Origin of the sequence: Alistipes communis (genome assembly GCF_006542665.1) — a bacterium.
Classification (GTDB): Bacteria; Bacteroidota; Bacteroidia; order Bacteroidales; family Rikenellaceae; genus Alistipes; species Alistipes communis.
Genome location: NZ_AP019735.1, coordinates 1,899,724 through 1,926,357 on the forward strand (window position 1 = coordinate 1,899,724; position 26,634 = coordinate 1,926,357).

General features: G+C 62.2%; 16 protein-coding genes and 1 tRNA gene. 7 read left to right on the forward strand and 10 right to left on the reverse strand.

The window, feature by feature from the left end; genetic code table 11:
* Position 1 precedes the first annotated feature (1 nt).
* The 7 genes from FMF02_RS07875 to FMF02_RS07905 all read right to left on the reverse strand — a co-directional run bounded on the left by FMF02_RS07875 (position 2) and on the right by FMF02_RS07905 (position 10,399).
* Positions 2 to 859, reverse strand: coding sequence for a vWA domain-containing protein (locus FMF02_RS07875; protein WP_019130299.1), 858 nt, complete (start codon positions 857 to 859; stop codon positions 2 to 4).
* 24 nt (positions 860 to 883) lie between these two features.
* Positions 884 to 2,608: a DUF4954 family protein gene (locus FMF02_RS07880; protein ID WP_141412732.1), complete on the reverse strand. Its 1,725-nt coding sequence runs from the start codon at positions 2,606 to 2,608 to the stop codon at positions 884 to 886.
* A 34-nt stretch (positions 2,609 to 2,642) separates the two neighbouring features.
* Entirely contained in the window at positions 2,643 to 3,785 is a 1,143-nt protein-coding gene (locus tag FMF02_RS07885; RefSeq protein WP_141412733.1) for a WG repeat-containing protein, read from the reverse strand.
* A gap of 81 nt (positions 3,786 to 3,866) precedes the next feature.
* A complete protein-coding gene (locus FMF02_RS07890; RefSeq protein WP_141412734.1) occupies positions 3,867 to 4,418 on the reverse strand; it encodes an FKBP-type peptidyl-prolyl cis-trans isomerase in 552 nt (183 codons plus the stop codon).
* 287 nt (positions 4,419 to 4,705) lie between these two features.
* On the reverse strand, positions 4,706 to 7,531 hold the full coding sequence (gcvP, locus tag FMF02_RS07895) for an aminomethyl-transferring glycine dehydrogenase (protein ID WP_141412735.1): 2,826 nt from the start codon (positions 7,529 to 7,531) through the stop codon (positions 4,706 to 4,708).
* Positions 7,532 to 7,775: 244 nt separating this feature from the next.
* Positions 7,776 to 9,446, reverse strand: a complete 1,671-nt coding sequence (locus tag FMF02_RS07900) for a nucleoside kinase (protein ID WP_141412736.1) — start codon at positions 9,444 to 9,446, stop codon at positions 7,776 to 7,778.
* A 146-nt stretch (positions 9,447 to 9,592) separates the two neighbouring features.
* On the reverse strand, positions 9,593 to 10,399 hold the full coding sequence (locus FMF02_RS07905; RefSeq protein WP_244611550.1) for an endonuclease/exonuclease/phosphatase family protein: 807 nt from the start codon (positions 10,397 to 10,399) through the stop codon (positions 9,593 to 9,595).
* Between the two features lie 244 nt (positions 10,400 to 10,643).
* Between FMF02_RS07905 and FMF02_RS07910 the strand changes: the two genes are divergently transcribed.
* The 4 genes from FMF02_RS07910 (at position 10,644) to FMF02_RS07925 (ending at position 20,651) form a co-directional block, all read left to right on the forward strand.
* Positions 10,644 to 12,050, forward strand: coding sequence for a bifunctional metallophosphatase/5'-nucleotidase (locus FMF02_RS07910; RefSeq protein ID WP_232044749.1), 1,407 nt, complete (start codon positions 10,644 to 10,646; stop codon positions 12,048 to 12,050).
* A 183-nt stretch (positions 12,051 to 12,233) separates the two neighbouring features.
* Entirely contained in the window at positions 12,234 to 15,455 is a 3,222-nt protein-coding gene (locus tag FMF02_RS07915; protein WP_141412737.1) for an alpha-mannosidase, read from the forward strand.
* Positions 15,456 to 15,704: 249 nt separating this feature from the next.
* Positions 15,705 to 17,507 (forward strand): 30S ribosomal protein S1, encoded by a 1,803-nt coding sequence (gene rpsA / locus FMF02_RS07920; RefSeq protein ID WP_019130290.1) that lies wholly within the window; start codon positions 15,705 to 15,707, stop codon positions 17,505 to 17,507.
* A gap of 465 nt (positions 17,508 to 17,972) precedes the next feature.
* Positions 17,973 to 20,651, forward strand: a complete 2,679-nt coding sequence (locus FMF02_RS07925; protein WP_141412738.1) for an alpha-L-rhamnosidase — start codon at positions 17,973 to 17,975, stop codon at positions 20,649 to 20,651.
* 762 nt (positions 20,652 to 21,413) lie between these two features.
* On the opposite strand, the gene groL is transcribed toward FMF02_RS07925, so the two are convergent.
* From groL to FMF02_RS07940, 3 genes are all read right to left on the reverse strand, one after another.
* Positions 21,414 to 23,045 carry a chaperonin GroEL gene (groL, locus tag FMF02_RS07930; protein ID WP_019130288.1) on the reverse strand — a complete coding sequence of 544 codons (1,632 nt, stop codon included), beginning with the start codon at positions 23,043 to 23,045 and terminating at the stop codon, positions 21,414 to 21,416.
* A gap of 40 nt (positions 23,046 to 23,085) precedes the next feature.
* Positions 23,086 to 23,355: a co-chaperone GroES gene (locus FMF02_RS07935; protein WP_026074868.1), complete on the reverse strand. Its 270-nt coding sequence runs from the start codon at positions 23,353 to 23,355 to the stop codon at positions 23,086 to 23,088.
* 181 nt (positions 23,356 to 23,536) lie between these two features.
* Complete coding sequence (locus FMF02_RS07940; RefSeq protein ID WP_141412740.1) at positions 23,537 to 24,301, reverse strand: DUF3575 domain-containing protein; 765 nt, start codon at positions 24,299 to 24,301, stop codon at positions 23,537 to 23,539.
* A 690-nt stretch (positions 24,302 to 24,991) separates the two neighbouring features.
* On the opposite strand from FMF02_RS07940, the gene FMF02_RS07945 reads away from it, so the two are divergent.
* From FMF02_RS07945 to FMF02_RS07950, 3 genes are all read left to right on the forward strand, one after another.
* Positions 24,992 to 25,067: transfer RNA gene (locus FMF02_RS07945), tRNA-His, on the forward strand.
* Positions 25,068 to 25,317: 250 nt separating this feature from the next.
* Positions 25,318 to 25,566 (forward strand): Arm DNA-binding domain-containing protein, encoded by a 249-nt coding sequence (locus FMF02_RS14020; RefSeq protein ID WP_317129818.1) that lies wholly within the window; start codon positions 25,318 to 25,320, stop codon positions 25,564 to 25,566.
* Positions 25,567 to 25,642: 76 nt separating this feature from the next.
* A complete protein-coding gene (locus FMF02_RS07950) occupies positions 25,643 to 26,536 on the forward strand; it encodes a site-specific integrase (RefSeq protein ID WP_317129819.1) in 894 nt (297 codons plus the stop codon).
* Positions 26,537 to 26,634 lie beyond the last annotated feature (98 nt).

Genomic DNA, 26,634 nt, shown 5'->3' on the forward strand with positions numbered 1-26,634 from the left:
GCTATTGGAGATTTACGCTGATCGACCCGACGTTGAGGATCGAGAGCAGTTCGGTGATCGATGCGTTGTAGCACATGCCGCGGAACGGCCCGCGGGCCTCGTCGCCCCGGAGCGAACGGATCGCGTCGTCGAAGAGCGGCGGCATCGGGCTCGAAATGTCGTAGAGCAGGCGGGCGTAGCGGTTGTTGTAGGCGGTCTCCCCGTCGGTCAGGAAGATGCGGCCCTTCGCTGCGTCGCCCGATGCGAGGTGGATGTTGACCAGCAGCGCACGGCCGTCGTCCGTGCCGAGCGAACGGATGCGCCCTGCGATCTGCGCGAGCTCCTCCTCGTCGCTGTCGGAAGCCTCGCCGTCGGTGATGTTGAAGACCAGCGGCGGGAAACTCTCGCGGTGTTCCGGCCGGCGGCACCACGCCTCGACGAGATCGTGGACGTAGAGCAGCGCTTCGTACATCGGGGTCTGTCCCGATGCGGCGGGAGCGATCCACTCGCTCACGGTCACCTCGTTGAATGCGGGCTGACCGTCGGGAAGGCGGCGTTCGATGCTGACCCGGCGGGTATTGCGCACGGCGTTCCGGAGCGCGGAGACCGGAACGAACGTTTCATCGGCCGAGAGGAGCGAGTGTACGCCTTCGCCCGAATAACCGACCACGGCGATGTCGTAGTAGTCGCGCACTTCGCCTTCGCGCGTGGCGCGCAGCAGCAGTTCCGACAGCAGCGAATTGGCGACCTCCGCCACGGCCGCAGCCTTCGAGGTGCGCCGTCCGCGGAATTCCAGCTCCTCGACCATCGAACCCGACTGGTCGATGGCCAGAACGAAGGCCGTGCGGTGACGGCGTGTGATGCTTTGGGTGTAGTTCATGGTTTATGTTGGTTTTAGGTCTCTCTATTCCAGTCCGCGGACGGCGCGGAAGTCGGCCCTGCGTTCGTCGTCCGTGGCGGCGTCGAGTCCGTAGCCGACGGCCATGTCGAACGAACAGTCGAACGCTCGGTCGGCCTCCGCGAGGCGTTGCAGCTCCTGTTGCGCCGCCTTCCCTTCGACGACGGCCCGTTCGATCTCGGCGGCGTCGGGCGTGTGTCCCAGCCGCCGGGCCAGGATATCGAGCGCCCAGCTGCGGGCGTAGTCGTCGTAGTGCTCCGCAAAGGCCTGCAACCGCTCCGTGAGGGCTTCGGGCGTAGTGACGGCATCCTGCTCGATTGCGTCGAGCAGCTCTTCCATGCAGGAGCGGGCGAGGTAAAGCCCAGCGGCGTCGATCCACGCGCCGCGGCCGTCGTATCCGTCGCCGCCGCGCGCGAGCAGGTCGCCGAGCGTCGCCGCGAGCGCTTGCTCGTAGCGCTGTATTCCGCGGCGCAGCCCCGTGAGCTTGATATGGACGGAGTTGTAGATGAAGCTCTGGGCGTCGGGGTTGCTGTCGTAGAGCGTGCGGAGCGCATCGAGGCCGGCTGCGAGGGCGTTGCCCACGAAGGGATTCCAGGTCTCGAAATTGATCAGGTCGCGGCCTGCGCTGCGTTTGTCGCGCTGCCGCCACTTCTCGATGTCGCGCACCGTGCCGTAGCTCGACAGATTGGCGCCGGGCAGCAGAGCCGAACGCCCCTCCTGTTCCAGCAGGTAGGAGAAGGGGAAGACTGACGTGTCGTGGTGATGCGTGTGGCGCCCCATGATCATCGTATAGACCCCTTCGATGGCCGGCGACATGACGTAGGCGCCGCTGGCGAACTTGCAGCCGCGCCGGTGGACGGCCTGATGCACGGCGCCGCACTTGAAGAGGTGGTTGCTCTGGTTGGTGCCGCTGCCGGCGTTGAAGAAGGAGAACATGCCGGCGATCAGCAGCGACGACTTGTGGTGCGAGACGGTGTAGGGGCCTGCGAAGATCGAAACCGCTTCGCCGTTCTCGCAGTGCGAGTTGGCGAAGAAGAGCGAATCAGAGGCGGTGTAGCCGCGGTCGAAGATACAGCGTTCGCCTATGAAGCAGCGTTCGATGAGCGAACCGTTGTCGACGAGCGCATGCTCGGCCGTGACGAAGTCGTAGGCCTTGACGTCGATGCCGATGCGCGAAAAGTCGCCGACCGTGCCGTTGGAGAGGACGGAGACCCCTTCGAGCGTCGCCCCGTGGCCGATACATACGTCGCGCAGCAGCCGGCAGTCGGTGATGCGGCAGTCGCGGCCGATGCTTCCTTGCGCGGAGCGTGCCGCGTCGGCCGCCCGCCGCGCCATACGGTCGAGGGCGGCGACGAGCGCCGGACGGTGGCGGTAGACGGCGGCCATGTAGGCGATCTGGGCGGTCAGGCCGCTGTAAATCCGTACCGTGCGGCCGCCGTTCTCGTTCATGACGGCCACCTCCGTGCCGTTTCCGAAAGCGCTTTCGCCGCGGCATTCCAGGCGGACGACCTCTTCGACGAGCGTCCCTGCGCCGATGTCGTAGTTGCGGACGCCGGAGTTGCGGATGCACACGCCCGATGCGAGCCGGACACGGCCGCCCAGCCGTGCGCCGCGCAGTTGCGAGGGGTGAAAGTCCTCCGCCACCTCGATCGACGACCAGTCGTCGGCCGTCGAGCCGGAGGCTTCGAGCGCGGCGATTTCGCCGGGGGTCAAAGCTCTGTATGTGTCCATTCGCGTCATATTTCCAATCTACAAATATAGCGTTTTAGCATGAGTTTTTCAACGGATGTGCGATTTTCTCCCGCCGCAGGCCGCTGCGCAGTTCGGCCGTACCATTGCGGAAAGGTTTCACGGCATCGCAGGGCGGGCAGTTGAGGACGACGCGGCCCGCCGTGTCGATGAAGTGCCACCGTCCGGCGATCTCCACCGCCGCCAGTCCTTCGCTGAAATCGAATCCGTTGTCCCACACGGGCGGGATGACGAACCGTCCGCCCGAGCGGAAACCCCAGCGTCCGGCGTCGACGGCCAGTTCGGGCGGATCGTCGGCGGGAGGGGGCGGCCGCAGCCGCCATGCGAAGAGCGAAGCGGCCTGCGGAAGTTTCGCGACGGGCGAGCGGAGCAACTGTGCCGTGCGGTATCCCACGGCGTCGCCGCGGCAGGCGAAGGCGTCGAGCATCTCGCGGTAGGCTTCGCTGCGCCCTTCTATGACGGCCGAAGGGTCGAGCACGAGCCCTTCGGCGGGATAACGTACGAGCAGCGAGGGATCGTGGGCCGCGGCATGGAGCACGGTGGCGATCAACGCCGCCGGATAGTCGTCGAGCGAGGCGTCGAAGTCCGCTTCCGTGCGTGCCGGATGCTGGAAGGCACGGGTTCCCAGTTCGGGGCTGCGCCGGCCGCGGAATTCGGGCAGGAACATCCCGTCGAAGTCGATCGGGCGGAGCCGCTGCCCGTCCCAGATCAGGTTGTCGGGTTTCAGGTCGCCGTGCGCCCACTGGGCCGGCAGCAGTCGCGCGGCCAGCGTGTCGAAGGCCGTCGCGAGTCGTGCGACGAGGAGTTTGTCTCCGTTCGCTGCGGCACGGTCCAGCGTGCGGGTGAGCGTCTCGCCCTCGATCCAGTCGTCCACGACGACATCCGCCCACATGCCCTCCGACGGGGCGGTGTAGAGGAAGAGTTCCGCAGGCCGGAACCGGTCGCCGTAGATCGCTTCGAGATGGCGGTGCGGGCGGGTGTAGCATTTCAGCAGGCGGTCGCGGCCGTCGAGCCGGATGCGGAAAATCACCGCGCTGTTGCCCGTATGGAACACGGGACGGCCGTCGGCCGTGCGGCAGACGTCGATCTCTCCCAGCGTGCGCGTCAGGCCGCGGGAGTTGAGAACCGATTCGATGTATTGGGTGACGGTGAAGAGCAAGGCCGGAGATGGTGAATCATGGGATCGCCGCGGCGATAAAAAAAGCCGGCCTGCGGGCCGGCCTTTGCATTCGGGTGTCGATCAGTGGCAGCCGTGGCAGCCGCAGTCGGCGTGCGACTCGCCTTCGCAGTGGCAGTCGTCGCCGCAACTGCACTCCCCGCAGCCGCATTTGCCGGCCAGGTCTTCCGGCGTCACGTCGCGCACCGAGATCACCTCCACGTCGAAGTTGAGCGTCTTGCCCGCCATCGGGTGGTTGAAGTCCATCTTCACGGTATCGTCGCCGATCTCCTTCACCACGCCCAGCATACGCTGGCCCTGTGCGTTGGCCATCGGAATCTGGCTGCCCACGAAGAGAATGTCCTCGGCCAGCTTGCCGTCGACCATGAATATCGTTTTGGGGAGGTCGACGATCGCGTCGTCGACGATTTCGCCGTAGCCGTCGGCGGGAGCGAGCGTGAAGGAGACCTTCTCGCCCGGTTCCTTGCCGACGATGGCCGCCTCGAATTTGGGCAGCAGCATACCGGTGCCGAAGATGAATTCCAGCGGCTGTCCGGGACGCGACCGGTCGGCGATTTTGCCGTCGACGGTGAGCGTGTAATCCACCGCCACCATTTTGTTGTTTTCTGCTTTCATGAATTTATAGAATTAAATATAGTATCGAAGTCGTCTGCGCGGGCGTCGCCGTCCGCGGCACTCTTTTTCTCGACATGCACGGCAAAGATAGTGCAAATTATCGGATTTCCGCTCCATCGGCTCGAAAAGAGACGGAACGTCCGACCGGACGTTCCGTCTGTGCAAGGTGCGATGTGCCGGCGGGAACTCTTCGAGTACGGCTCCTTCGGGCTGTCCGTCCGCGGTTTTCGTCTGCCGGCCGATGATACGGTACAGTCGGAACGTACAGCTCGATGCCTCCGTGCGGATTACTCCGTGCAGCGGCAGACGAGGTTGCGGTCGCCGTAGCCGTTGTCGATTTTCGAGACGTAGGGCCAGAACTTCGCCTCGGCGATCCAGCCGAGCGGGAAGGCCGCTTCCCGGCGCGAGTAGGGGTGCGACCACTCGCCGGCGATCTCCACGGCCGTGTGCGGAGCGTTGCGCACGACGTTGTCCTCCTGTCCGGCGGCCGCTTCGCACTCGCGCTTGATGTGCACGAGCGCCTCCATGAAACGATCCATTTCGGCCTTGGGCTCCGACTCCGTGGGCTCGACCATCAGCGTTTCGTGCACGGGGAACGAGAGCGTCGGGGCGTGGAAGCCGTAGTCCATCAGTCGGTGGGCGATGTCGCCGCAGTCGATGCCGTAGTCGTGTTTGAAATTCGTCAGGTCGAGGATCATCTCGTGCCCCACGCGGCCCGTTTCGCCGCTGTAATAGGTGCGGTACTCCGCGGCCAGTGCCGACGACATGTAGTTGGCGTTGACGATGGCCATCTCGGTGGCGCGGCGCAGCCCGTCGCCGCCCAGCATCTTGATGTAGCCGTAGGTGATGGGCAGCAGCAGCGCCGAACCCCACGGGGCCGACGCCACGGCGGTGATGCCTTCGTCGCCGCCCGTCGCGGCGATGGGGTGCGACGGCAGGAAGGGACGCAGGTGCGCGGCCACGCAGATCGGGCCGACGCCGGGACCGCCGCCGCCGTGCGGCATGGCGAAGGTCTTGTGGAGGTTGAGGTGGCAGACGTCGGCGCCGATGTAGCCCGGATTGGTGAGGCCGACCTGCGCGTTCATGTTGGCGCCGTCCATATAGACCTGTCCGCCGGCGTCGTGTACGGCGTCGACGATCTCGCGGATGCGGCTCTCGAAGACGCCGTGCGTCGAGGGATAGGTCACCATCAGCCCGCACAGCTCCGAGGCGTGTTCTTCGGCCTTGGTTTTGAGGTCGTTGACGTCGATGTTGCCCTTGGCGTCGCACGCCACCGTGACGATCTTCATGCCTGCCATGGCGGCCGACGCGGGGTTCGTGCCGTGCGCCGAGGCGGGGATCAGGATGACGTTGCGGTACCCCTGCCCCTTGGACTGGTGGTAGGCGCGGATGACCATCAACCCTGCGTATTCGCCCGCGGCGCCCGAATTGGGTTGCAGCGAGCAGGCGGCCAGTCCGGTGATCGTGGCCAGGTCGCGTTCGAGCGCGGCGATCAGCTCCATGTAACCTTCGGCCTGTTCGACGGGTGCGAAGGGGTGCATGTTCTGGAACCCGGCCAGCGACAGGGGTTGCATGAGTGCCGCCGCGTTGAGTTTCATCGTGCACGACCCCAGCGAGATCATCGAGTCGGCCAGCGAGATGTCGCGGTGTTCCAGCCGCTTGATGTAGCGCATCAGCGCGCTTTCGCTGCGGTGCGAGCGGAAGACCTCCTCGGTGAGGATCGGCGAGGTGCGGCGCAGCGCTTCGGGCAGCGTGCTCGGGGCGTGGCTCCTGGCGACTTTGGGTTTGCGTCCCCGCGCCTCGGCGAAGAGGGCCACGACCTCGGCCACCTCGTCGGGGGTGGTCACCTCGTCGAACGAGAGGCGCACGCGCTCCTCGGAGGGGTAGAAGAAGTTGATGCCCCGTTCGAGAGCGAGCGACTGGATGACGGCCGCTTCGGCCTCGATGTCGAGCGTATCGAAGAAGTGCTGGTTCGTGAGCTTGTAGCCCAGCGCCGCGAGGGCGCGGGCGGTGTCGCAGGCGGCCGTGTGGGCCGTCTCGGCAGCACGGCGCAGGCCTTCGGCGCCGTTGTAGACGCAGTAGAAGCCCACCATCGAGGCCATCAGCGCCGAGGCGGTGCAGATGTTCGAGGTGGCGCGCTCGCGCTTGATATGCTGCTCGCGCATTTGCAGCGCCATGCGCAGGGCGCGGTTGCCCAGCCGGTCGACCGAGACGCCGATGATGCGGCCGGGCATCTGACGTTTGTAGGCCTCGCGCGTGGCCATGTAGCCCGCGTGCGGGCCGCCGAAGCCCATGGGCGTGCCCAGGCGTTGCGCCGAGCCGACGCAGATGTCGGCGCCCCATTCGCCGGGAGCTTTCAGCAGTGCCAGCGAGAGCAGGTCGGCCACGGCCGTCACCTTCGCATCGTGCGCGTGCGCCGCTTCGACGAAGGCCGCGTAGTCGCGCACGGCGCCGTCGGCGGCCGGATACTGCACGACAGCGCCGAACTCCTTGCCCGAGAACTCGTAGCAGTCGTAGTCGTCGACGATGAGCTCGATGCCGAACGGCTCGCTGCGCGTGAGCAGCAGGTCGAGCGTCTGCGGGAAGAGGTTGCGGTCGACGAAGAGCTGCGTGCGCCCCTCCTTCACCGCGTCGCGGCTGCGCAGGGCGAACATCATGAGCATCGCCTCGGCCGTCGCCGTCCCCTCGTCCAAGAGCGAGCAGTTGGCGATTTCCATGCCCGTGAGCGAGAGCACGGCGGTCTGGAAATTGAGCAGCGCTTCCAGACGCCCCTGCGAGATTTCGGCCTGGTAGGGGGTGTAGGAGGTGTACCACGCGGGATTCTCGAAGACGTTGCGCGCCACGGCGGCCGGTACGGCGCAGGGGTAGTAGCCCATGCCGATGAACGACCGCAGCGGGTGGTTGCGGTCGGCCAGCGCACGGATATGTGCGGCGAATTCGTATTCGCTCATGCCCGCAGGCAGGTCGAGCGGTTTTTTCAGCCGGATCGACTGGGGGATCACCTGCGCGATCAGTTCGTCGACGCTTCCGACACCGATCGTGTCGAGCATGGCTTTGAGTTCGTCGGGATTGCTGACGCCGATATGGCGGTCAGCGAATGTATCAAAAGACATTGTCGGTTGTATTTGAAATTGTTGTACTTGTTTCGGTTGTCGCAGGACTCGGGCGGGGCGTAGCCGCTTCGCGGATATCGACATTCCCACCCCGCTGTCCCCTCCCTTCGCTTCGCTCGGTTTCTGCGGCGGCGCCTCGGCATCCCGCGGGCGGGTGCGCTCGGCTTGCGCGCAGTTGACAAAGGGAGGGGCTTCTCAGGGCCGTATTCTGTCGGTTATGTTTGAAATTGTTGTACGGGTTTTGTCAATACCTGAAACTGCTGCCGCCGATGAATTCGCGCAGCAGCGAGGTGGGCGGAATCTCGGCGGGATCGATCGGGATGAAGTTGTCGAGGAATTTCAACAGCCGCTTGGCCTCGCCGTATTCGGGCACCGTATCGGGCACCTCGCGCAGGATACGTTCGGCATAGGGGCGCAGCACCGAGATCTCGTAGAAAAGCGACGAGTTGAACATCACGTCGGCGTTCTCCTGATAGGGGAAGATGTGCTTCTCCTCGCCGCGCCGCACGCTCTCCCAGCGTGCGAGCGTCGCCTGCGCGTTGTGGCCGCGCGTGGCGTTGTCGCGCACCATGCGGCGCAGCAGGCGGTTGTCGGTGGTGGCGATGCGCGAGAGGTTGTCCATCGACACCGACGTGAAGCACGAGATGTAGATCTTGAACTTCATGTGGTCGGGGATGCTCGGCGTGAGGCGCGGGTTGAGTCCGTGGATGCCTTCGACGATCAGCACCGACCGGTCGTCGAGCCGCAGCGGATTGTCGTGCCACTGGCGTTTGCCGGTGATGAAGTCGTAGCGCGGCACGGGAAGGCTCTCGCCGGCGAAGAGGCGTTGCAGGTGGTCGTTGAAGAGTCTGAGGTCGATGGCTTCGAGCGCTTCGTAGTCGTACTCGCCGTCGGCGTCGCGCGGGGTCTTGTCTCGGTTGACGAAATAGTCGTCGAGCGAGATGAGCACGGGGTTCAGCCCCAGGATGCGCAGCTGGATGCCCAGACGCTTGGCCGAGGTGGTCTTGCCGCTCGACGAGGGGCCGGAGATGAGTACCATGCGCGTTCCCTGCGAGCGGTTGGCCGCGGCGATCGTGTCGGCGATACGCGCCAGCCGTTTCTCGTGGAAGGCTTCGGCGATCTTGATGAGCTCCGAGGCGTCGCCCGCCAGCACCTTGGCGTTGAGCCGGCCGACAGTCGGTACGCCCATGATGTCGACCCACTCCTTGTACTGGTGGAAGATGTCGAACAGCTTGTCCTGCGCCACGAGCGGTTTGAGCGCGTCGGGGTGGCTGCGTCCGGGCAGTACGACGTAGAAACCGTTGTAGTAGGGGCGGATGTCGAACAGGCGGATGTAGTCGGTCGACGGGGCGAGCGCGCCGTAGAAGTAGCCCTTCATGTCGCCCAGCGAGTAGAGCGTGCTGTAAAGGCGCGGTCGGGTGTTGAGCAGCTCGGTCTTGTCGTCGAATCCCAGCCGCGTGAATTCCATTGCGGCGTCGATCGACCGTACGCGGCTGCGGATGATCGGAATCGCCGCGTCGACCAGCTCCTCCATGCGGGTGCGGATGGCTTCGGCCTCCCGGGCGGAGATGCCGTCGCGCCCCTCGATTTCGCAGTAGAAGCCGCGCAGCATCGAGTGGCGGATGTAGAACTTGTGTTCGGGATAGAGCTCGCGGACGGCCCGCTGGAGGATGAACGACGCCGTGCGTTCGTAGACGCGGATGCCTTCGAAGTGTGTGGCGTCGATATAACGCACCGTGATCGGGGTGTATACCTTGTAGTTCAGTTCCTTGATGCGGTTGTTGACGTAGGCCGCCAGGTAGGGGTGCGGTCCCTTGGGCAGGTATTGCCGCTGGATGTCGAGCAGCGACGTTCCCATTTCGACCTCGATCGTGCGGTCGAGGTTCTCGCAGATGACTTGGATAAGATCTCTCATGAGGTATGGGGCAAAAGGTGCGTAAAGATACGAATAAGCCGGGAGCGATGCAAATTTATTTGCGGTTGCCGGGGCGGAAGTAGCTGAGACGCAGCCGACGGTAACGATAATTATTTGTGTCGGCAAGCGTGCCTGTTCCCGGGCGGTCAGCTTTCCGCAGGCAGCCGGATTTCGAGCAGTACCGGCAGATGATCCGATGCGCGGGCGGCGTCGCCCGCCTCGAAACGGTGCAGGACGCGCGCGCCGACCGTTTCGCACGTGACGCCGTTGTCGAGTTGCAGGATGTAGTCGATGCACTTTTTCGGATCGTGCGAGGGGTAGGTGCCCCCGTCGGTGGGCGTCAGTACCGTCCAGGCCTCCTGCAACGCGCGGAGCGTTCCGGAGTCGGGGAGGGCGTTCAGGTCGCCGCCCAGAAAGACGGGTTTGGACGCCTCGGCGTAGCGTTCGCGCATCACGCGGTTGATGACGGCGACCTGATCGCGCTGCGCTGCGGCCGACGTATGGTCGAGGTGGGTGGTGGCGATCACGTACCGCGCCAGTTCGACGACCGTCAGCACGCGCGGCTCCGCACCTTCTCCCCGCGGCAGGGCGACGGTGAAATGGTCGAGGATGCGCTCGCGGGTCATGACGCCGACGCCGTAGCTTCCGCCCCGATAGGGCATGGCGCGGCCGAAGCGGTAGTCCCAGCCGCCCATGGCCCGGGCGATGCGTTCGAGTTGGAAAACGCCGCCCGTGCGGGTCGTGCAACTGTCGAGTTCGTTGAGGCAGACGGCGTCGGCACCGACCTCCCGCATCATTTCGGCCACGAGCGGGTAGTCGTCGGCGATGTACTTGTTGAAGGTGCCTGCGTTGTAGGTCACCAGCCGTACCGTCTCCGCCGGTCGGGAATCGCCGCAGCCGGCCAAAAGAAACATGAGGCCGAGCAGCGGCGGAAACATTCGGAATTTATTCATGGTTCGCAAGGTTGGGTTTCCTACAAAGTTACGCATTTTTTTTCGCCGGATTCGCTCCGCATCGCCCTTTTTTGCAGGTCTGCCGTTGCGGCAGGGTTTGTGTGCGGCGGGAAGGCCGTGCCCGTCGGCCGGCGAAAGAAAACGTCGGAAAATTTGGAGGATCGACGGGGAGTCTCTATCTTTGTCTTCCCCATTATAATAAAGTGGGTTCTGGCCGGATGAATTCGAAAAAAGAGATACGTGTATGATGAAAAAATCGTTATTTGGCGCATTGCTGCTCTTCGTGCTGGCGGCTTGCTCGCCGCGCATGGAGACGGTGGTGATTCTTTCGACCAACGACATCCACGCCCATATCGAGAAGTTCCCGCAGCTGGCCGAAGCCGTCAAGAAGTGCCGCGATACGGTGAAGAACGTGATTCTGGTCGATGCGGGCGACCGCTGGACGGGCAACGTCTACTGCGATCGAGCCGCCGAGCCGCGCCGGCCGATCATCGATCTGATGAACCGCCTGCGTTACGACGTGGCGACCTTCGGCAACCACGAGTTCGACGCCGGACAGGCTTTTCTGGGCGTGCGCACCGCGCAGTGCCGGTTTCCGGTCGTCTGCGCCAATATCGTAAGCGATACGGCGACCTTTCCCCAGCCGGCGCCCTATGCGATCGTCGAGCGGGGCGGCCGCAGGATCGGCTTCGTGGCCTCGGTGACCAACTACGACCACAACAACCATCCGGCGGGGCACGACGAGAATTTCGCGGGGCTGACCTTCACGGACGCGGTGGATGCCGTGGCCGACCGGCAGTCGCTGCGCGACGAGTGCGACGCGCTGGTCGCCCTGACCCATATCGGGACGAAGAAAGACCGCGTGCTGGCCGAAAAGGCGCCGCGTTACGACGTGATCGTGGGCGGGCACAGCCACGACGAGACAAACGAGACGGTCGGCGGCGTGCTGGTGACGCAGACGGGCAAGAATCTCGACAACGTGGGCGTCACGGTGCTCCGCTTCCGCGGCGACGAACTGGTGGAGAAGAGCTTCCGGCTGGTGCCGCTGGCGGGCTACGAACCCGCACCCGCCTACCAGCGGATGGTCGAAGGTTATTACAGCGATCCGGCGCTTCGGGCGAAGGTGGCCGACCTGCGCGGCCGGCTGGACAAGACCGGGCTGGCCAACGTCTTTACCGAGGCGGTGCGCGAGGCGGGCAAGGCCGACGTCGGTATCTACCACATCGGCGGCGTGCGGCTCGATTCGCTTGCGGGCGAGGTCGTGGCGGCCGATATCTACAACCTCGATCCTTTCGGCTCCAAACTGGTGACGGCCGAGATGACGGCCGACGAGCTGGCGCGGCTGGTGAAGACCAAATTCAACGATACGGTCAACCTCGACGAGTCGCACCGCATCGACATCTACATGACCACCCCTTATGTGATCCGTACCGACGAGCGGTTCGAGGCGCAGTCGGTCGCTTTCCCCGAACTGAAACCCGGCCGCCGCTACCGCGTGGCGATGGGCGACTACATTTTCAAGACCTATTCCGGTCTCGATTATACCGACGGAGCTCCTACCGGGACGCTGTTGACCGACGTATTGGATTCATATTTGCGCGCCCGCTCGCCGCTGGCGCCCGACAACGAACCCCGTCAGCGGATCGAGTAGCAACCGGCTGACGCATAGGGTGAAATCGGATCGCAGGGAGCGCAGTTCCCTGCGATTTTTTTATTTCACAAATTGATATATCGTTTATATTTTCGGACAGGGCGCTTGTGCTGCGCGGTTTTATTCTCTAATTTTGCCGATACTCGAATGTAATGAAACTATCAATCTAATTTTTTTCGAACGATGAAACTTTTTCGACTGTTTGTCGTCGCGTGCATCCTGACGTTCTGCGCCGGACGTGCCGCGGCGCAGGAGCAGGAGACGCCCGCACCCAAGACCTACAAGATCTATGCGGTGTGCGACGCGCATCTCGACACCCAGTGGAACTGGGACCTGACCCACACCATCCGGGAATACATTCCGCGCATCCTCTTCCAGAACCTCTGGATGCTGGAGCGGTATCCCGATTACAAGTTCAATTTCGAGGGCGGCATCATCTACCGATGGATGAAGGAGTACTATCCGCTGCACTACGCCCGTTTGCAGAAGTATATCGACGAGGGGCGCTGGCACATCAGCGGCGCGTCGTGGAATGCCAACGACCCCAACATGCCTTCGGCCGAGTCGTTCATCCGCAACATCCTGCAAGGACAGGAGCTCTACAAGCGCGAGTTCGGCGTGCGTTCGACCGACATCTTCCTGCCCGACTGCTTCGGGTTCGGGTACACGCTGCCTTCGCTGGCGGCCCACTGCGGCCTGATCGGTTTCTCGACCCAGAAGCTGAGCTGGCGCAAGCACGACTTCTTCCCCGACGCACCCTATCACAAGAAGAACCCCTTCTCGTGGGGCGTATGGTACGGTATCGACGGGCAGTCGCTCATGGCGGCCTTCGATACGGGCGGGTATACCGCCGAACTGCCGGCCGACGCGGGGTATAACAAGGATTTCATCCGCCGCGCTTCGAACGGCTTCGACAATACGGCCATGCGCTATTACAGCGGCGGCCACCTGCACGGCACGACCAACTGCGGCGACAAGGGCAACAGCGGCACGGTGACCACCGCGCGCCGCATGGCCGAGGCCATGGCCGACCCCGATGCGCCGGTGCAACTCATCAGCGCCACGAGCGACCAGCTCTTCCTCGATTATATGGATCGCCGCGACGAACTGCCGACCTACGACGGCGAACTGCTCATGGACGTACATGCCGGCGGCTGCTACACCTCGCAGGGAGCGATGAAGTACTACAACCGCCGCAACGAGGAGCTGCTGGGCGCCGCCGAGCGCGCCGCCGTGGCGGCCGACTGGCTGGGCGCGAAACCCTACGACCGTGCGAAGCTCAACGAAGTGTGGCAGCGCGTGCTGTGGCATCAGTTCCACGACGACCTGACGGGTACGAGCATCGCCGACGCCTACCGTTATTCGTGGAACGACGAACTGATCTCGCTGCAACAGGCTACCGAGGTCATGACGGCGGCCGTCGGTGCGCTGAGCCATTCGCTCGACACGCGGGTGAAGGGTACGCCCGTGGTGGTCTACAATCCCGTGACCTACGACCTGCGCGATCTGGTGGAGGCCGAAGTGCCGCTCGACGCCCGTGCCAAGGGGGTGGCCGTCTATGCGCCTTCGGGCAGGCGGGTGGCGGCGCAGATTCTGTCGCGCGAGGGCGACCGGGCGCGCATCCTCTTCGCCGCCGACGTCAAGGCGGCGGGATATGCCGTCTACGACGTGCGCCCCGCTTCGGGCGTTGCGAAATCGTCGGCGCTGAAAGCGTCGGAGCGGACGCTCGAAAACCGGATCTACCGCGTCGAGCTGGACGCCAACGGCGATATCCGCTCGATCCGCGACAAGCGTGCCGGCCGCGAGCTGGTGGCCGAGGGCAAGGCATTCCGCATGGCGGTCTTCGAGGGCAACCCGTCGAACCGCTATCCGGCGTGGGAGATCATGAAGGAGACGATGGACAAGCCCGGGCGTCCGATCGACGGCGACGTGCGCATTTCGATCGCCGAACAGGGGCCCGTGCGCGCCACGCTCAAAGTGGAGCGCAGTTACGGTCCCTCGAAGTTCGTGCAGTACGTGTCACTGACCGACGGCGGCGACGACGACCGCATCGACGTGCGCAACACGGTCGACTGGTCGAGCCGCAACGTGCTGCTGAAAGCCGAATTCCCTTGTGCCGTGGCCAACGCGAAGGCGGCTTACGACCTCGGACTGGGCTTCATCGAGCGCGGCAACAACACCGAAACGGCCTATGAAGTGCCTGCCCAGAAATGGGTCGATCTGACGGATGCCGACGGCAGCTACGGCGTGACGATTCTCAACGACTGCAAATACGGCTGGGACAAGCCGGCGGACAATACGCTGCGCCTGACGCTGCTCCATACCCCTTCGACCGAGAAGCGCTATGCGCACCAGCGGACGCTCGATCACGGCGTACACCACTATACCTACTCGATCGTGGGACACACGGGCGCCCGCACGGAGGATGCGCTCGTGGCGGGCGAGGCGCTCAACATGCCGCTCGTGGCCTTCGTCGCGCCGAAACATGCGGGGCATCTGGGCCGCACCTTCTCGATGCTCGCTGCGTCGACCCCGCAGATCGGCGTGCGTGCGCTCAAAGCTGCCGAGGACGGCGACGGCTACATCGTGCGCTGCTACGAGACGACGGGCAATCCCGTCGAGGGGGCGCGCATCACCTTCCCGGCGGCGATCGTCTCGGCCGAGGAGTGCAACGGTATCGAGGAGCGCATCGGCGACGCCGCGTTCGAGGGGCGTTCGCTCGTGGTTTCGGCCGGAAAGTTCGCCCCCAAGACCTACCGCGTGCGGCTGGCCGAGCCGGCCGTGCGGTCGACGCTCGCGATCGACAACGCGCCCGTGAAGCTCGACTACGACATCACGGCCTACACCACCGACGAGTTCTTCACCTACTATACGATCGACAAGGCGCTGGGTTCGTTCGCCGCCGAGCTGATTCCCGCCACGGTCGAGTGCGACGGCGTGACCTTCGCCATGGGCGAAGCCAACACCGACGACGCCGTGCTCTGCAACGGCCAGACCGTCGCGCTGCCCGCCGACCGGACCTATACGAAGCTCTATGTGCTGGCGTCGGCCGTCGAAGAGCCGCGCACGGCCGAGTTCCGCGTGGGCGATCGCACCTACGAGGCCGAAGTGCCGCTATGGAAAGGTTTCTACGGCCAGTGGGGCTGGTACGGCAACAGCGAGGGCTTCATGCAGCGCGCCAAGATCGGGTATCTGGGTACGCACCGTCACCAGACCGACCTGGGCAACGTTCCCTACGGTTTCTCCTACATGTATCTGCTGACGTTCGACATTCCCGAAGGCGCGACTACGGTGACGCTGCCCAAGGACAAGAAGGTGCTGGTCTATGCGATGACGGCGTCGAACAACCCGATCGACGACGTGAAGCTGGCGAGCCGTACCTTCGTGCGTCCCGACGAACGATAGCGCGACAGTCTCCACCGACTCTTCTTCCAACATTTTTTTCGTGAAAAGGCCGTTCCCGTCTGCGGGGCGGCCTTTTTCGCGGCGGCGGGAGACCCTTCGCATCCGAAATCGCGGTCCGGTGAAAATAATCGCGCGCGATTGTTGTGAAATCCGCGAATTAATTCCTAACTTTGCAACCCCGCTGCGTGCGGGTAACGTACGAGTATTAACCATTTAACGAGCGATTGTATCGCAAACACTGTTTCCGTTATGGAAGAGAACAAAACTGTAGTCACGAACGAGAACTTCGACTGGAACGCGTTCGAGAACGATCTGGGCGTCTATTCCCAGCCTAAGGAGGAGATCGCCGCCGCTTACGACAAGACGCTGTCGAACGTCGCCGTCGGCGAGGTGGTCGAGGGCACGGTCATGAGTATCGGCAAGCGCGAGGTTGTCGTCAACATCGGCTACAAGAGCGAGGGCGTCATTCCCGTTTCCGAATTCCGCTACAACCCCGAACTGGCCGTAGGCGAGAAGGTCGAGGTCTACGTGGAGTCGGCCGAGGACAAGAACGGCCAGCTGTCGCTTTCGCACAAGAAGGCGCGTCAGCTCAAATCGTGGGATCGCGTCAACGAGGCGCTGGCCAACGACGAGATCATCAAGGGTTACATCAAGTGCCGCACGAAGGGCGGTATGATCGTCGACGTGTTCGGCATCGAGGCGTTCCTGCCCGGTTCGCAGATCGACGTGAAGCCCATTCGCGACTACGACGTATATGTAGACAAGACCATGGAGTTCAAGGTGGTGAAGATCAACCAGGAGTTCCGCAACGTGGTCGTTTCGCACAAGGCGCTCATCGAGGCCGAGTTGGAGGCTCAGAAGCAGATCATCATGTCGAAGCTCGAAAAGGGCCAGATCCTCGAAGGTACGGTCAAGAACATCACCTCCTACGGCGTGTTCATCGACCTGGGCGGCGTGGACGGCCTGATTCACATCACCGACCTGTCGTGGGGTCGTGTGAACCATCCCGAGGAGATCGTGCAGCTCGATCAGAAGCTCAAGGTCGTGATCCTCGACTTCGACGAGGCCAAGAAGCGTATCGCGCTGGGTCTCAAACAGCTCACTCCGCACCCGTGGGAGGCGCTCGATCCCGACCTCAAAGTCGGCGACAAGGTCAAGGGCAAGGTGGTCGTCATGGCCGATTACGGTGCGTTCGTCGAGATCGCTCCGGGCGTAGAGGGCCTGATCCACGTGTCGGAGATGTCGTGGAGCCAGCACCTGCGTTCGGCGCAGGAGTTCATGAAGGTCGGCGACGAGGTCGAGGCCGTCATCCTGACGCTCGACCGCGCAGAGCGCAAGATGTCGCTGGGCATCAAGCAGCTTACGACCGATCCGTGGGCCGATATCGAGCAGAAGTACCCTGTCGGTACGCGCTGCGTGGCCAAGGTGCGCAACTTCACCAACTTCGGCGTCTTCGTCGAAATCGAGGAGGGCATCGACGGCCTGGTGCATATCTCCGACCTGTCGTGGACCAAGAAGGTCAAGCATCCGGGTGAGTTCACCCAGATCGGCGCCGACTTGGAGGTCGTGGTGCTCGAAATCGACAAGGAGAACCGTCGCTTGTCGCTGGGTCACAAGCAGCTCGAAGAGAATCCGTGGAACGAGTTCGAGGGACAGTTCTCGATCGATTCGATCCACGAGGGAACCGTTACCGAACTGGTCGACAAGGGCGCGATCGTTTCGCTGACCGATTCGATCGAAGGCTTCTGCCCGATGAAACATCTCGTCAAGGAGGACGGCACGACGGCCAAGGTCGGCGAGAAGCTGCCCTTCAAGGTGCTCGAATTCTCGAAGGCCACCAAGCGCATCACGCTGTCGCACAGCCGTACGTTCGAAGATGCGAAGCGTGCCGAGTATGCTGCCGAGAAGGCCGAGAAGAAGGCTGCCGCCGATGCAAACAAGTCGGTGGTGAAGAAGATCAACGCTTCGGTCGAGAAGACCACGCTGGGCGACATCGCCGGGCTGGCCGAGCTGAAAGCGCAGATGGCTGCCAAGGAGGAAGAGGAGAAATAGCCCTTTTCCTGCCGGATTTAGGAGAACGCTCCCGACGGATAAGTCGGGGGCGTTTCTGTTTTATCCGCAGGCGGGCGATGCCGACCTTTACGGCAGGCTGACGTATCCTGTTTCTCGGACTGCGGTCGGCGAGGGGCTTCCCGGCGGTTCGGCGCCGGCGTCAGGTAGTGCGCGAGCAGGGGCGCATTGCAGTCCGCCGCATGGGGCGGCGGCGAACTTCCGGCATCGCGGAGCGGTGTCGCCGGGCGGACGGGGTCGTGCGCAAAGGCAGAGATCGAATGTGCGGAATGCCGTTCGTCTGCAATGTCCGATCGGGTACGGGTAGGCGTTCGCGCGCAGGCACCGGCCGGTCGAGTGTCAAAATTCGTTATCGAAATGTCAAAATGTATATTTCACCCATGACGGAAAATGGCTAACTTGCGTTTCAAACGAAGCATGTAATTCCAAACTTTAAAACTATCGACCATGAAAAGATTTCTTCTGCTGTTTCTTGCGACGGTCGTCACGGCGTGGAGCGCTTCGGCGCAACTCTCCGTGTCGCAGCTTCGCACCGAGCATCTGACCGACCCCGTGGGGATCGGGGAGCGCCGTCCGCTGTTGAGCTGGGAGGTGAGCGATGCGTCGCGCCGCGGCGTGACGCAGAGCGCCTACGAGATCCGCGTCAAGTCCGGCGGGCGTACCGTCTGGCGGACGGGCAAAGTGGCTTCGGCGGAGTCGGCCGGCGTCTTTTACGACGGCACGCCGCTGACGTCGGATACCCGTTACACGTGGCAGGTGCGCGTGTGGGACGATCGCGGCAAGGCTTCGGCGTGGAGCCGTCCGGCCTTCTGGCGTACGGGGCTGTTCGACGTCGGGGAGTGGCAGGCACGCTGGATCGAGCCGGCCGTGAGCGACGACCTCGCTGCGATGTTCCGCCGCACGTTCCGTGTGACGAAACCCGTGGCCGAGGCGACCGTCTATGTGACCGCCCACGGCATTTACGAGGCGAGCGTCAACGGGCACCGTGTGAGCGACGACCTGCTGACGCCGGGCTGGACGGCCTACAAGAAGCGGCTGCAATATCAGGCTTACGACATCACGCCGCTGGTGGTCAGGGGCGACAATGCCATCGGCGTTACCGTGGCCAAGGGGTGGTGGTTGTCGAAACTGCCGTGGAGCCGCGAGTTCAACTACGGCGACAAGTACGGCCTGCTGGCGCAGATCGTTCTCCGCTACAAGGACGGTACGAAGGAGGTGATCGCTACCGACGACACGTGGCGCGCCTCGACGGGCGAAGTGAGCTACGGCAACCTCTACGACGGCGAGACGATCGATCTGAACCGGCGTCAGAAGGGGTGGGACACCCCGTCGTTCGACGATGCGTCGTGGGCTTCGGTGCAGGTGGCCGACACCTCGCTCGACAACCTGACGGCCAGCGTCAGCCCGGCCGTGCGGGTAATCGAAACCTTCAAACCCGTCAAGATCTTCACGACCCCGTCGGGAGCCCGCGTGATCGACTTCGGCCAGAACATATCGGGGCGCGAGCGCGTGCGTCTGCGCGGCCAGCGCGGCGACACGGTGCGCATCTACCACTCCGAGATTCTTGAAAAGGGCGAATTCTTCACCCGCAACCTGCGTAAGGCCAAGGCGTTGAGTACCTATATCCTTTCGGGGGAGGGCGAGGAGTGGCTCGCGCCCCGGTTCGCCTTCTACGGCTTCCGCTACATCAAGGTCGAGGGAATCGACGGCGAGCTGAACCCCGAGGATTTCGTCGCCGAGGCGATCAGCTCGGCGACGCCCGAGAACGGTACGTTCGTTTCGTCCGACTCGCTCATCAACCGGTTGCAGTCGAATATCAAGTGGGGGATGCTCGACAACTTCGTCGATATTCCGACCGACTGCCCGCAGCGCGACGAGCGTCTGGGCTGGACGGGCGACGCGCAGGTCTTCTTCCGCACGGCGACGTTCAACCGCGACGTGCAGACCTTCTTCAACAAGTGGATGGCCGACGTGGCCGCCGAGCAGTATGCCGACGGCGCGGTCAACGGCGTCTACCCCGTGACGCACCGCAGCCGTATTTCGGCCGGTTGGGGCGACGTGGCCACGATCATTCCGTGGCAGCACTACATGGCTTACGGCGACCTGCGGATGCTCGAACGCCAGTACCCCAGCATGAAGAAATGGGTGGACTACATCACCTCGCAGACCGAGAACGACTTGTGGAGCAAGGGGAACAGCTACGGCGACTGGGTATTTTTCAGTTATGCCGATGACAAGGACGGCCGGTCGGCGGTGACGATCCGACCCTTCATCCAGCAGTGCTTCTACGCCCATTCGCTCGATCTGGTGGTGCGCACGGCACGCCTGCTGGGCCGAACGGAGGATGCGGCGAAATACGAAGCGCTGCACAAGCGTGCGGTCGATGCCTTCCGCAACGAATACGTGACGCCCAACGGAATGCTCGTGTCGGATACGCAGACGGCCTACACGTTGGCGCTGATGTTCGACCTGCTGCCCGAGGCGCAGCGCGCCGGTGCGGCCAAACGTCTGGTCGATAACGTGAATCGTTACGGGCATATCACTACCGGCTTCCTCGGTACGCCCTATATCTGCGAAGTGTTGACCCGCTTCGGTTACGAGGACGTCGCCTACGAGCTGCTGCTCAACAAGAAGATCCCTTCGTGGCTCTATCCCATTTCGATGGGTGCGACCACCATCTGGGAGCGTTGGAACAGTATGCTTCCCAACGGTATGGTCAACTCGAACAGCATGGTGTCGTTCAACCACTATGCCTACGGTGCGATCGGCGACTGGCTCTATCGTTGGGCCGCCGGTTTGCAGGAGGCTGCTCCGGGCTTCCGTGAAATCCGGATCAAACCCTACCTGAACGATCACTTCACTTCGATGAAGGCCGAGCAGCGGACGCCCTACGGCCTGGCGTCGAGCGGTTGGACGAAGGAGGGCGACGCGCTGACGCTGACGGTCGAGATTCCGGCCAACACTACCGCCGAGGTCTATGTCCCGTCGGCTGCTGCCGACAAGGTGACCGAGTCGGGCCGCGCACTCGACGGCCGCAGCGATCTGAAAGTTGCGGGCTGGGACGACGGCTATACGCTCGTGCGCCTCGGTTCGGGCCGTTACGAGTTCCGGTCGACGCTGAAATAAGGGATTCCCGACGATACGATGAGGGGTGGGGTACGATTGTGCTCCACCCCGTTCGTTTTGCAGTGCGATCGGGCAGGCCTCCGGCCTGCTGAATGAGTATAGAGGAATTATTCGGAATAAATCATCGTTGCGTGCAGCGCACAACAGACTCCGCATTGCGAAAAATCGGGAAGAAGAACGGGCGGAGGCTGCGCCGTCGAAAACGCGGGCGCGAGCTCGTCCGCGTAGCGTTTTAGGCGCAAGCCGTCGGCCGTTCCCCGACTTTTTCGCCCTGCGGACACTTTTGGCGCCACCTTTTGGTGACAAAAGGTGGTAAATCCGCTCCTCGCAGGAAACACCCAATCAGAGGTACGGAACTTTCCCAAAGAAAGAGAGAATCGATTTCACTTTTTTTCTGTGCTTTTGGCTTGATCCAAAAGCACCAAAAGATCAAGCACGGCGAAAAGTAGCAGGTGCCGCCATCCGCGCTCGCTGAGCGGGCACAAAAGACTGCGCTGTTTTGCACGCCCGCTCCGGGCGCTCGCGCCGCTGCCGTCACTGCTTCCGCTATTTTCGCAGTGCGATCCCGCAGGCCGGAGGCCTGCCATGTGCGGACGCAAACAAATAATCATCGTTGCGTGCAGCGCGCCGCAGCCTCCGCCTTGCGAAAAGTGCAGAGAGCTGCATCGTCCCGATAATCTGGTTCCTCGTGCAATGCTCTGAACGCGACAGCGCCGCCGGAACTATTCCGGCGGCGCTGCTCTGTCGTTTCTGCGGATCGGCTTACATCATGCCGCCCATGCCCCCTGCGGGCATCGCAGGCATGGCGGGCTGCTCCGACTTCTTCTCCGCGAGTACGCACTCGGTGGTGAGGAACATCGACGCGATCGACGCTGCATTTTCCAGTGCTACGCGCGACACCTTCGTCGGGTCGATGATACCGGCCTCGAACATGTCGACGTATTTGTCGTCGCGGGCGTTGTAACCGAAGGCTCCCTTGCCCTCCTTGACCTTGTTCACGACGACCGAACCCTCGCCGCCGGCGTTCTCGACGATCTGGCGCAGCGGTTCCTCGATCGCGCGTTTCACGATCTGGATACCGGTGGTCTCGTCCTCGTTGGCGCCCTTCATGTTGGCGAGCACCTCCGTGGCACGCAGGTAGGCCACGCCGCCGCCCGGGACGATGCCCTCTTCGACGGCTGCACGCGTCGCGGCCAGCGCATCCTCCACGCGGTCCTTCTTCTCCTTCATCTCGACTTCGGTCGCGGCGCCGACATAGAGCACGGCCACGCCGCCGGCCAGTTTGGCCAGACGCTCCTGCAACTTCTCCTTGTCGTAGTCCGACGTCGCGGCGTCGATGCCGGCGCGGATCTGCGCTACGCGGGCTGCAATGGCATCCTTGGCACCTGCGCCGTCGACGATCGTCGTGTTCTCCTTGTTGAGCGTCACCTTCTCGGCCGTACCCAGCATCGAGAGGTCGGCGTCCTCGATCTTCATGCCCTTGTCGGTCGAGATCACCGTCGCGCCAGTCAGTACGGCGATGTCTTCGAGCATCTCCTTGCGACGGTCGCCGAAGCCCGGGGCCTTGCAGGCGGCGATCTTCAACGTGCCGCGCAGCTTATTGACCACGAGTGCCGACAGCGCCTCGCCGTCGACATCCTCGGCGACGATCAGCAGCGAGCGGCCGCTCTGGGCTACCGGTTCCAAGACGCCCATGAGCTCCTTCATTGTCGAGATCTTCTTGTCGGTAATCAGGATATAGGGCTTGTCCAGCTGGGCCTCCATCTTTTCGGGGTCGGTGATGAAATAGGCCGAAATATAGCCGCGGTCGAACTGCATACCCTCGACCACGTCCACATGGGTGTCGGTGCCTTTGGCCTCCTCGACCGTGATGACGCCCTCCTTGTTGACCTTCGACATCGCTTCGGCGATCAGTTTGCCGATGTTGGGGTCATTGTTGGCTGAAATGGACGCCACCTGCTCGATCTTGGCGATGTCGCTTCCTACCACCTGGCTCTGCTCGCGCAGCGATTCGACCACCTTGGCCACCGCCTTGTCGATACCGCGTTTGAGGTCCATCGGATTGGCGCCGGCCGTCACGTTTTTCAGTCCCACGCCGATGAGCGCCTGTGCCAGAACGGTCGCGGTGGTCGTGCCGTCGCCGGCGTTGTCGTTGGTCTTCGACGCCACCTCGCGCACCATCTGCGCACCCATGTTGGCGATCGCATCCTCCAACTCGACCTCCTTGGCGACGGTCACGCCGTCCTTGGTGATTTGCGGAGCACCGAACTTCTTGTCGATGATGACGTTGCGGCCTTTGGGGCCGAGCGTGACCTTCACGGCGTTCGACAGCGCGTCGACACCCTCTTTGAGCATCTCGCGTGCCTCTACGTTATATTTGATCTCTTTTGCCATAGCTTTTACGGAATTTGATGTGTTTTACGAATCGGTGAAATTACAACGTTGCCAGAATATCCGACTGTTTCATGATGAGGTAGTCCGTGCCGTCGACATTGATCTCCGTCCCGGCATACTTGCCGTAGAGTACCTCGTCGCCGACCTTGACCTCCATCTTGACCTCCGACGTACCGGGGCCTACGGCCACGACTTTGCCTGCCAGCGGTTTTTCTTTCGCGGTGTCGGGAATGATAAGTCCGCCCGCGGTCTTCTCCTCGGCGGGATTCGGGAGAATGAGCACTCTGTCCGATAAAGGTTTTACGTTCATAGTTCAACTATTTTTGGTTTGACATTCGTTGAAAAATTCTCTCTGTTGCGGTTCGGGGCGGCAGCCGTACGTCCGCATGGCCGCACCGATCCGTTTTTCTGTTTTCGGTGGGGGATTCCAACAATTGATATGCCAAACGGATTTTGGCAGACGCGGTGCCCTTTTTGGCAGATCGGGGCTGTCATTTTGACACGCTTCCGGACGCGGCCGGTACGGGACGCGACATTCGAGAACCGCGGTCGGCGGCCGGCGTTTTCCCGTACGATGCGGCGCTGCGGGCCGCCTTGCGCAGACGTCGGGTTTCGCTTCGCTGCCTGTGCAGCTCGGGATCGTAGATACGGATGCCGATCGAGATGCCGATCTTGTTGGGATACCACTCCGACGAACCGTTGAAGGGATCGGGGTGCAGCGGTTGTACGGGGCGGTGCGGCTCCATCTGCGTGCGGCCGTCGAGGTCGTAGCCGTTGTAGAAGCTCGTCATCCACGACCAGCCGAAAAACACGTCGAAGACCCACCGCTTGCGGAAAATCCGTTCGTAGCCCGCACAAGCACCGAACATGAATCCGTAGCCTTTGCTGTAACGGTTTTCGAGGTGGATGCCCCAGTTCTCGATGTAGGGTTTCGACATGCGGAAAGCCATCATGCCCGCATTGCCGCCCACGTACCAGCCCCGGGCATAACCGCGGAAGTAGTAGCGGTATTCGTTCAGGAAGATGCCGAAGTGCATCGGTTTGCTCTGCCCGTCGACGTTGATCGATTTCCACGGCGAATAGACGAACTCCGTCTGGAAGGCGGAGTGGTCGGTCAACCGGAACTCTACGGCAGGGTTGACGACTCCTACGAGTGCGTAGAGGCCGTTGAGTTTCGCGTAGATCTGTGCGTCGGTCGCTGCGGGACGGAGCAGCGAGGCGAGCAGGAGCAGCGACGAGATACCGAAACGTTTCATCTTCGATGAGGTGTGTGTTGCGTGCAAAGATACGAATAAGTGAGGGCAGAAGCAAGCGCCGGCTTGATTATGCCGAGACGAAGTATCTGAGACGAAGTCAAAGATACGAATAAGCGGGGGCAATGTCGAATTTATTCGAACATTGCCGAGCGGCGGGCTTCGGCGCAGCCGAAGTCGGAAAAGCAGGGCCAGAAACAAACGACCGGTTCGGTTCTGCCGGAGCACGACGTCCGGGGTGCAGTCGTAGAGGCGGAAAACGAGGAGCGAAGGGAAACTCGCTTGCTTCGTTTTGCGAGATGCGTCTCCGCGAAAGTTCCCCTGATCCATTCGATAGATGCGCCGAACGTGGGTGTGCTGTCCGCCGAACGGCCGAGCTACCGGCGAATGCCGGCGAGCGACCGTCCGCCGCATGGGGCGGGGTTTTCCTGCTGGCAGCGTTCGGCGACGCCGGACGGTCGACACGGAACATCGTCGGGATGTTTTGGCGAAAGAAGCCTGCTTCGCGAATCGTTCCGTCGGAAATCGATTCCGTCGGCTCCGCGGGTTCCTGTACACGCCGGAACCCGACGCTCTTTTCCCGAAACGCCCGTCGCCGGTTCGAATAATTTTCGGGCGAAATCCTTGCACAGACCAAAAAAACGTATTACATTTGCACACCGATTCGTGAAGTTCCGGCTTTGCGGTCGAAACGGTGGATGTAGCTCAGTCGGTTAGAGTGACGGATTGTGGTTCCGAAGGTCGTGGGTTCGAGTCCCATCTTCCACCCTCGAAGTTCTTGAAATAAAGAGTAATGCGAAGCAAAAAACCTTATGTATCAGCGATATGTAAGGTTTTTTCGTTTTTTAGGCGATGTATTCGAGCGTATAAAAAAGCAGGTTGCCCGGACCGAAATCGTGACCTGTTTCGCTCGAACCGAAAATAGGTCACGATTTACGATCAATGCGTTGAATTACATTGTTTTGCGTCCAATAATCTCTATGCTGCATACGTTTAACCGATCCAACCCAAGCAGCATTATGAAACGCACGACATTCAGCGTGGTCTTCTTCTGCAAGAAGACGAAACTCACGAAGAAGGGCACAGCGCCGATCTATGCCCGTATCACGACCTCCGGCCGGTCGACGGAGATTTATACCCAGTGCCGGATCGAACCGGAGCATTGGAACCAGCGTTTGGAACGTTGCATGTTGCGAGACCCCGTTTCTACGCAGATCAACGGGATTCTCGCTACTTACCGCACAAACATCCTCGCTGCCTACGGATAGCCTTATTAAGGAGGGCAAGACTCCGGACTGCTTCGCCATCAAGCACCGATTGGAACATGCGGCAGCGAGTTCGCGGATGTTCCTTGTCGAGTTTTCGAAATACTGCGACAAACGGCAAAGGGAGGTGGGTATCCGCCTTACGCAACTCACGGCGAACAAATACCACCGTCTGCTGCGTTATATGACCGAATACATGAGAGAACAGTACAGGAAAGACGACCTGCCGCTGGATGCGATCGACTATGCATATATCGACGGATTGAATACGTTCATGCAGACGGCGCATAACTGCAAGAACAACGGCGCCGTGAACCTGCTGTGCTGTCTGAAAAACTTTATCCTCTATGCGATACGGAACGAGTGGCTGGAAAAGAATCCGTTCCGCTACTACAAGATGAAGGTGGATCGGACGAACGTCAAGGTTCCGCTGACGAAAGAGGAGCTCGAAACGCTTATCCACAAGCCGCTGCCGAACGACCGGCTGGCCCGCATCCGCGACGTGTTCTCGTTCTGCTGCCTGACGGGGCTGGCCTTTACGGATGTGGATCACCTGCGCAGGGAGCATATCACGACCGACGAGGACGGGACGCAGTGGATCCACAAGCCGAGGGAAAAGACGGCGGTAATGAGTCGTGTGCCGCTGCTACCGCATCCGATCGCACTGCTGCGGAAATACGAGCGGGATGAAACGTGCAGGGCGAGAGGCAAGCTGCTTCCCGTGCCGTCGAACGCGAAGATGAACGCCTATCTGAAAGAGTTGGCCGATATATGCGGTATTCGCAAACGCCTTTCGACGCACACGGCTCGTCATACGTTCGCTACACTCATTCTGGCAAGCGGGGCGACGCTCTACAATGTGGCCAAGATGCTGGGACACTCCAATACGAACATGACCCGCCATTATGCCCGAATCCTCGATTCATCCATTATGCGGGACATGCAGACCGTAGCCAAAGCGATGGATCTGTAAATCGAACGGTCAGCGAAGGCCACGAGCGGCCGTAGCGCATAAACGGACATCGCACGTCGTTACGGTCATCGAATTGTGTCGAACTTAAATCGAATCTT